5 protein-coding genes and 1 pseudogene are annotated in these 7,818 nt (G+C 53.2%); 4 read left to right on the top strand and 2 right to left on the bottom strand.

Annotated features, from left to right (window positions below; translation table 11 throughout):
* Positions 1-508 precede the first annotated feature (508 nt).
* The gene (locus VGJ94_10995; protein ID HEY3277138.1) at positions 509-883 is read left to right on the top strand and encodes a DRTGG domain-containing protein; all 375 of its coding nucleotides are present in this window, start codon (positions 509-511) and stop codon (positions 881-883) included.
* Positions 884-1,101: 218 nt separating this feature from the next.
* Here the strand turns inward: VGJ94_10995 and VGJ94_11000 are convergent, their stop codons facing one another.
* Both VGJ94_11000 and VGJ94_11005 read right to left on the bottom strand, forming a co-directional pair.
* Complete coding sequence (locus VGJ94_11000) at positions 1,102-3,768, bottom strand: bifunctional acetate--CoA ligase family protein/GNAT family N-acetyltransferase (protein ID HEY3277139.1); 2,667 nt, start codon at positions 3,766-3,768, stop codon at positions 1,102-1,104.
* A 227-nt stretch (positions 3,769-3,995) separates the two neighbouring features.
* On the bottom strand, positions 3,996-4,289 hold the full coding sequence (locus VGJ94_11005) for a hypothetical protein (protein HEY3277140.1): 294 nt from the start codon (positions 4,287-4,289) through the stop codon (positions 3,996-3,998).
* Between the two features lie 671 nt (positions 4,290-4,960).
* Here VGJ94_11005 and VGJ94_11010 point away from each other — a divergent pair.
* The 3 genes and pseudogenes from VGJ94_11010 to VGJ94_11020 all read left to right on the top strand — a co-directional run.
* Positions 4,961-5,101, top strand: a pseudogene (locus tag VGJ94_11010) (hypothetical protein).
* A 30-nt stretch (positions 5,102-5,131) separates the two neighbouring features.
* The gene (locus VGJ94_11015) at positions 5,132-6,025 is read left to right on the top strand and encodes a response regulator (protein HEY3277141.1); all 894 of its coding nucleotides are present in this window, start codon (positions 5,132-5,134) and stop codon (positions 6,023-6,025) included.
* A gap of 364 nt (positions 6,026-6,389) precedes the next feature.
* On the top strand, positions 6,390-7,818 hold a 1,429-nt coding region (locus VGJ94_11020; GenBank protein ID HEY3277142.1), incomplete at its 3' end, for a Tex-like N-terminal domain-containing protein.

Here is a 7,818-nt window from a genome sequence, read left to right on the forward strand (position 1 = left end):
CACGGATAGTAGATTGTAGAGAGCCCGATCTTTGAAGCCCACGGAACGACAGAAAGGAAGGGGCCTATGTATTAACAAACAGCGAAAAGAAAGCGGGTTGCGAGAACCTGTGCAAAAAGAGAGTTGACTTTTATCATAGTAAACATGAGTGGCTGTCCTTCGGAGCGTTTCTCCTCACTGAGCGGGTGACCCAATGCGGCTCGCAAGGCGCTACGAGGATAAAGCCCTCCCGCCACCGTGAAGTGAGATGACGAGAAGTGAAAGTTTTGAGGATAGCACATTTTGCCCTTCTTCCTGGAGAAGAGCGCACCACATGGAGAGGAGGAACGAAATTGAAAAAGTAAAGGGCGGCCCCCTCGTGGCCCTGGTTAAGCCCACCTGAAAGGGCTCTGCCTTGACCTTTGGAGTATGAGGCGATAGAGTCTCGTATGACATCGGGAATTGGCAGCGCCATCCATTCATCCGCTCCTGATGCGGTGCATGAGACGATCCGCGCGAGGTTCGCGAAGTGACACTGAAAGACGTTGAAGATTTACTGGACGCAGAAGTCGTTGCCGGCCGCGATAGTTTGGGTTTGGAGGTGATGATGGCCGGCTGCGCCGATTCGATGGCTGATATTCTTTTCTATGGCCAATCGGGCATGCTGCTGCTCACCGGCCTGACGAATCCCCATATAGTCCATACGGCTCAAACCCTCGGTATAAAGGCCATCGTCGTAGTTCGGGGAAAACACCCTCCTTCGGAGACAATCCAACTCGCGGAAAGACTGGGGATTCCACTCCTGTTGACGGACTATCTCCTCTATGAAACCGTTGGCAGGCTTTACACGAGAGGACTCCCCGCCTGCCGGGAAAAGGTCGGGGACGGGTACGGTCTGCCTTGAGACGGCGATGAACCGCCTCTGGGTCAGCCATGTGGACATCCAAGGTTTAATTACATAACTTCCTTAATGGTGACATCTGGATGGTGATATAGTGACTCGTGAGAAGCAACTCTCTTTCGATGATTGGGAAATTTTGATTTGTTACTCCTTAATCTTTATGACCCGCGAATCGGGCAATAGTGTAAATGTCCACGCCGTGGCGAAGAAGCTGCCCTGCGCTACTTTAAAGGCAGGGTGACACGCGTAACCCCTCCCTCCAGCCATTTTCGCGTGAACCCCAGTTTTCTTGCAAGGCCGAGCATCTTCTCGTTCTCTGTCAATACTTCTCCGACCATCTCGTCAAGTCCCTTTTTCTTCGCCCTCTCTATCAGGATCTGCATGAACTTGTAGCCCAACCCACGTCTTTGAAAACCGTCATGGATAACCAGGGCGAATTCACCCGACTTCTTGTCGAGGTCCGCAAAAAGTCTTGCCACGCCTATTATCTTCCGGCGCCCGTTTTCAGTGATCTCCGCGACAAGAGCCAGTTGCCTGTCGTAGTCTATGTTGCAGAAGAGAACTAGTCGCTCGTGGGTGATCTCTCCGAAGGAAGAGAAGAGCCTTTTCCGGAGCGTTTCCTGGGACAGGCTCGCAAATAGTTCCCGCTCCAGGGGCTCGTCTTCAGGCTTTATGGGCCTCAGCACTACCCTGGTTCCATCGGGAAGCTTCCAGTCAGTGATAAGACGTGCCGGATAGGGGGTGATTACCAGGTGAGGATAGGGGGATGGGTAATCGATGGGTTGCGTTTCAAGGACGATCCGGGCATCGAGGGCGCAGGGTGTGCCATGCGATACGGCAAGGGGGTTTATGTCGATTTCCGTGATTTCGGGGAAATCGACTATGAGATTGGAGAAAGCGACGAGGATTCTCTCAATCTCCTCAAGGTTCGCGGGTGTTTTGCCCCGATAGCCCTGAACCAGCCTATAGGCCTTTGTCTCCTCCATCAACCGTTTTGCGAGCGTCTGGTTAAGGGGAGGCAGGGCTATGGAGAAATCCCGGATAAGCTCCGCGGTCGTCCCTCCCATCCCGAAGAGGATCACGGAACCGAAATCCTTATCCCTTTTTGACCCGAGGATAAGCTCGTAATCGACAGCCCCCACCATCTTCTGAAGGGCAATGCCCTTTATAGCCGCCTCAGGGGCGCGCTCTTTCACTTCTTCAGTCATTCCCGCATAGGCTTCTTTGAGCTGGTCATCGGAGTTAACCCCTACGATCACGCCGCCCACGTCACTTTTGTGTGATATATCAGGCGAGACGATTTTGATCACCAGGGGGTACCCTATTTCCTTTGCCAGCCGGAGGGCCTCTTCCACGGTCCGGGTTATGCGGGGAAGGGTTGTAGGGATGCCATAACTAACAAGGAAGTCTTTAGACTCCCTCTCGTTAAGAAGCGTCCTTCCCTCCAGGGCGGCGCCCCTGATAATCTCTCTCAGCGGCGCTTTGTCGGGGGCTCCCCGCTCCGGCAATTCCGAAGGCGTCTCATAGAGCAGCCCCAGGTTTCTTTTGTATCTGAACATATTGACATACGTCTTCACCGCCTGCTCCGGTGTGTCATAGGCGGGGATATTGTTTTGAACCAACATCTCCCTTCCGGCTCTCACCTGTCTGCCCCCCATCCAGGCCGCGATGACCGGCTTCCCGGTTTCTTTTGCACTGTCCATTACGGCCCGGGCAACGTCTTCGGACTTTGCAGTTTTCATGGGGACGTAGATGACGAGCACACCGTCCACTCCCGGGTCAGCGAGACATGCCCCGATTGCCTTCTCGTATCTGGCAATGTCGGCATCCCCGAGCAGATCGACAGGATTGCCCTTACTCCAGTACGCGGGAAGAGCGTTGTTCAATGCCTCGACGGTTTCCGGGGCAAGCCGGGCCAGTTCCCCTCCCCGGTCCATAAGGGCATCGGTTGCCATGACGCCCGGTCCGCCGGCTGACGTCACGATGGCAAGCCGGGGTCCCCCGGGCAGCCTCTGAGAGTTCAGAGCCGCGGCGGCGTCAAATAAAGCCGCTATCTCCATTACCCTCACTACGCCGACCCTCTTGAATGCCGCTTCATAGATCGCATCGTCTCCTGCCATGACGCCCGTATGGGACCGGGCCGCTTTTGCACTTTCGGCGAACCTTCCCGGTTTGAGGACAATGATCGGCTTCCGCAGGGCGAAAGCCCGTGCAGCGCTCATGAACTGTCGCGCGTCTCCGACCCCTTCCATGTAGATAAGGATGCTCCTTGTATCCAGGTCCTCACCCAGGAAATCTATGACATCCCCAAAACCGACATTCATCATCGAGCCAAGGGACGCAAACATACTGAAGCCCACGTGGGCCTCCTCTGCCCAGTCGAGTATGGCCGCTCCCAGGGCGCCGCTCTGGGATATGAAGGCAATGTCCCCCGGCGGAGGAGCGGTTTCGATAAACATGGTATTGAGCCCCGCATTGGGCCTTACAAATCCGAGGCAGTTCGGCCCCAGGATACGCATGGCGTATCGTTTTCTTATATCGGATATCTGACGCTCCAGGGCGATGCCCTCGGCGCCCGTTTCCTTGAAGCCGCCGGAGATTATCACGACGCCGCCTACACCGGCCTTTCCACATTCTTCCACGATGCCGGGAACCCCTCGCGCGGGTGTGGCAATCACCGCAAGGTCCGTGTGCCCGGGAACGCTGCCCACATCCGAATAACATTCGCGCCCAAGGAGCATTTCCTTATGGGGATTCACGGGATAGGCCTTTATATGCTTTGAACCGAGCAGGTTTTCGAGGGTTACTCGGCCCACCGACCCTTCGACATCGGATGCGCCTATCAATGCCACGCTCCTGGGATCAAAAATACTGGAAAGGGTACCCATCCGCCACCTCCATGGGTTCTTGAGACACTGTTTGATATCTATTGCAGAGCTTTCTCTAACCTATACATTGCGGACCTTCAGCGCAACGCGGGAGGATGGGAAGGGCAGAAAGTTTCGACGCGGCTCGCGTCAACTAGCCGTAAAGAACGTTCGGAGGGGTCATATCATGGGGTAATGGGAATGTAAATGTCAATATGTCAAGGGTGTCCTTAGTGCCCCTAATTCCTCTATAAAGCATATTCTTCCAGTGGGAAAGTGAACGCCCGAAAACCACAAGTAGGGTATCTTTCTTTTAGTTTCTTCACAATATCAAGAAGGTGAGGAATCTTTTCATCGGTTGCATGTATAAAAAGTGACTTAATCTTGCCATGTGAACCCGGGGAGCCAATCATTGCTTCATATTTCTCATCTTCACCGGTCAGGCCGTGGAATTTCATATACGACGTATAACCGGCTTGCTTAAATTCATTTGTAACGCTTTCATCCAGGTAGTCGACGTAGACAATGACAAACATTTTCATGATTCCAACCTCCTACATTACATTAGGACGAGTAAATCTCTTTTTTAAAATTAGGTTATCTTCATGCCTGTTTATTTATTATAACCGACATCATAAATGATTCTCGCATAAACTAAATCTTACATCAAGCATGGAAAGCTGTTTCATTCCAAGCACAATTCCTTGAGGGCTACCGCAGAAGAGCCAAAAGGGGGACTATGGGGACATGCTAACTGTATAGTACTTTTTTGAACGGCCTGCTTGGCTATTTCGTTATGGATGTCCCCATCGTCCCCCGTAGTTGCAAGAGTGTGGGATATAAGAGACCTCCTGGGGTGAAAATAGCGCATATATATGGAGATAGAAACCAAAGTGAAAAAGTAAAGGCGTCCCCAAAGTTGCCCGGATTGAATAAATCCTATTGACACTGGTCAGGCAAACAGGCAAAATAAATGGTTTAATTGCACGGCAAATGGTACAAAGCGAAAAGGTTGACTGCGATTTCGACTTGGATATGCAAGGCGCTTTCGCACCACCAAAAACATGAGATGCCGGTATGGAAAATCCATTGACTGCAGGGGGGTGCAGAAAATGACCGAGAAGTCTTTCACTATACTTGTCGTCGATGACCACCCGGACATTTTGATGACCATTAAAGCCATCCTTTCGAGCTACAACACCATGACTTCAACAACATTCTCGCCGCAATCGTGGGCTTCACCGAGATGGCGGTCGATGATGTTTCCGACCGTCCTCTCGTGGAGAAAAACCTTAAAAATGTCCTCAAATCGGCAATAAGGGCGAAAGACCTGGTGAGGCAGATCCTTGCCTTCAGTCGGAAAACCAATCATCCGAGGAGTCCCATGTCCCTAACGCCGGTCATTCTGGAGACTGTCCAGCTCTTAAGGGCGTCCATTCCCACCACTATAGAAATCAGCCTCCTTAACACCGCAAGCTCCGACACAATTCTTGCGGCCCCCGTGGAGGTACAGCAGGTCCTCATGAACCTCGCCACTAATGCCTCCCTTGCCATGCAGGAGAAGGGAGGAACATTGGAGATCGGTCTCGCCGATATCGGCTTCACCCCGGACTCACCCATACCGGATGCGGTCCCGGGCGAGTATATACAACTCGTCGTAAAGGATACAGGCATTGGCATGAGCCCCGACATAATGAGACGGGTTTTCGAGCCTTTTTTTACCACACGGGAGCCGGGGAAAGGTAGCGGCATGGGCCTTGCGGTGGTATATGGGATCGTAAGAGATTTACAAGGTACCGTCACCGTGGAGAGTGAGCAAGGAGTCGGCTCCACCTTTCGGGTATTTCTCCCCAGGGCAAGGACCGAAGTTGAAAAAGAGCAGGTCCGCACCGGTCGGGCTTCTGAAGGCCACGAGAGAATCCTGTTCATCGATGATGAACCTATGCTTGCGGAGTGGGGTCGGGCCGTTCTTGAGCGGCTGGGCTACACAGTGGCAGCCTTCACTGACAGCGGAGAAGCCCTCAAGATCTTCGCGTCCGACCCAACACGCTTCGATCTCGCAATTACTGACTATACCATGTCGGGGATGACCGGGGTCAAACTCTCCGAAGAGCTTCTAAAGATGAAACCGAATATCCCCATCATCCTCTGTACCGGCCACAGCGAGGCGGTCTCACCGGAGATAGCAAAGGAAGCGGGCATCAAGGAATACCTCATGAAGCCTCTCGCCAAAGAGGAATTAGCCCGGGCTATTCGCCATGTGCTGGATGTAGGCTAGGAAGAATAGAGTCGTTCAGCCTATCGCGCCACAAATTGTGCGGGGTGAGGCGGGCATGAGTGTTATTGATACTCAGGGATTCCCCCTAAAAGGGACGTTGGGGTCAGGTCTTTTTCTTTGCGTCTTATTATTAGACAACGAGGTTTGAAACGGTGCAAAAAATAAGACCTGATAATCATCTAGAGGGCACCGCCTTCGCATAGCGCATGCTATGATGAGGGTATCCACACCAATCTCATGAGGAGGTGCCCAATGAGCGTCTCTGCAGGTGTCCCGTCTGTACGTCAGATACCGATCTGCCCGTCCTTTCAATCCCGCCGCAAGTATATTACAATGATAGCCAAATTGAGATTTGAGAGGATATGTGAAGACCTCACCCATTAAAAAGATATCTCTGGAGCTCCGACTCGCATATGGCCAAGTACAGGCTGCTGCCCGGCTGCTCGCAGAAGGCGCCACAATCCCCTTTATTGCGCGCTACCGCAAAGAGGCAACAGGATCTTTGGACGAAGTTGCTCTTGGTGCAATTCGTGATCGCCTGGAAGAGCTTGACCAGTTGGACGATAGGAGGGCTGCGGTACTTAGATCCTTGCAAGAGCGAGACCTTCTGAGCGAGGAGTTGAGGGATAGCATCGATCGCGCGGAAACCATGGCGGCTCTGGAGGATCTATATCTGCCCTACCGGCCCAAGCGAAGGACCCGGGCTTCTATTGCGAGAGAAAGGGGACTTGAGCCCCTTGCACAGCGTCTTTTCAGTCAGGATGCTAGTGACCCCGTAACCCGTGATCCTTTAAGAGAGGCAGAGCAATTCATCAATCCGGAACAAGAAATCCATGCTGCCGAAGAAGCCCTTGCAGGCGCAAGAGACATCATTGCCGAATGGATCAATGAAGATGCAGGGGCAAGGGCGGCAATGAGGTCTCTTTTTCTTCAGAAGGCGCGCTTTAAGTCACAGGTAGTGGCCGGCAGGGAAAGTGAAGGCGTCAAGTATATGGATTACTACGACTGGGAAGAGCCTGTGCTTACCACCCCTTCTCATCGTGTCCTTGCGGTGCGAAGGGGTGAGAAAGAGGGCGTCCTTGCCCTTCACGTCGTTGTGCCCGAAAGAGATGCCATCCACCTTCTGGTTCCCTTGTTCGTCAAAGGAACAACCCCCGCATCCCTGCAGGTAAAGCAGGCGACTGAAGACTCCTATCGTCGCCTTCTTTTTCCCTCCATGGAGACGGAAATACGGATGGTCGCCAAAGCGCGGGCCGACGAAGAGGCAATCGCGGTTTTTGCGGATAACCTCCGTCAGCTTCTCCTGGTTCCTCCGCTGGGGCAAAAAGCCGTTCTTGCCATCGATCCCGGTTTTCGGACAGGCTGCAAGGTGGTCTGCCTCGACAGGCAAGGCACGCTCCTTCGTGGGGCGACCATTTATCCTCATAGGTCTCGTGGAGAGGCCATTCAGGCGGCAGACACGCTTGTCGCCCTCTGCCATGATTGCAACATCGAAGCGATTGCGGTCGGAAACGGAACAGGGGGGAGAGAAACGGAGGCATTCCTGGACGGTATCGACCAGTTGAAGCATATTACCGTGATGAGTGTAAATGAGAGCGGAGCTTCTGTCTATTCAGCATCCGAGATCGCCCGGGAGGAATTTCCGGACCAGGACATCACGGTCCGGGGGGCCATATCCATCGGCAGGCGCCTCATGGACCCGCTTGCCGAGCTTGTCAAGGTCGATCCCAAAGCAATCGGTGTCGGTCAATACCAGCACGACGTTGACCAGTCTGCCCTGAAGAAGAGTCTTG

Source organism: Syntrophorhabdaceae bacterium (genome assembly GCA_036504895.1).
Lineage (GTDB): Bacteria > Desulfobacterota > Syntrophorhabdia > Syntrophorhabdales > Syntrophorhabdaceae > PNOM01.

Excerpts from the sequence above, each read along its gene's own strand:
- VGJ94_11000 (HEY3277139.1), bottom strand. The coding sequence starts at position 3,768 with ATGGGTACCCTTTCCAGTATTTTTGATCCCAGGAGCGTGGCATTGATA.
- VGJ94_11005 (HEY3277140.1), bottom strand. The coding sequence starts at position 4,289 with ATGAAAATGTTTGTCATTGTCTACGTCGACTACCTGGATGAAAGCGTT.
- VGJ94_11015 (HEY3277141.1), top strand. The coding sequence starts at position 5,132 with ATGTCCCTAACGCCGGTCATTCTGGAGACTGTCCAGCTCTTAAGGGCG.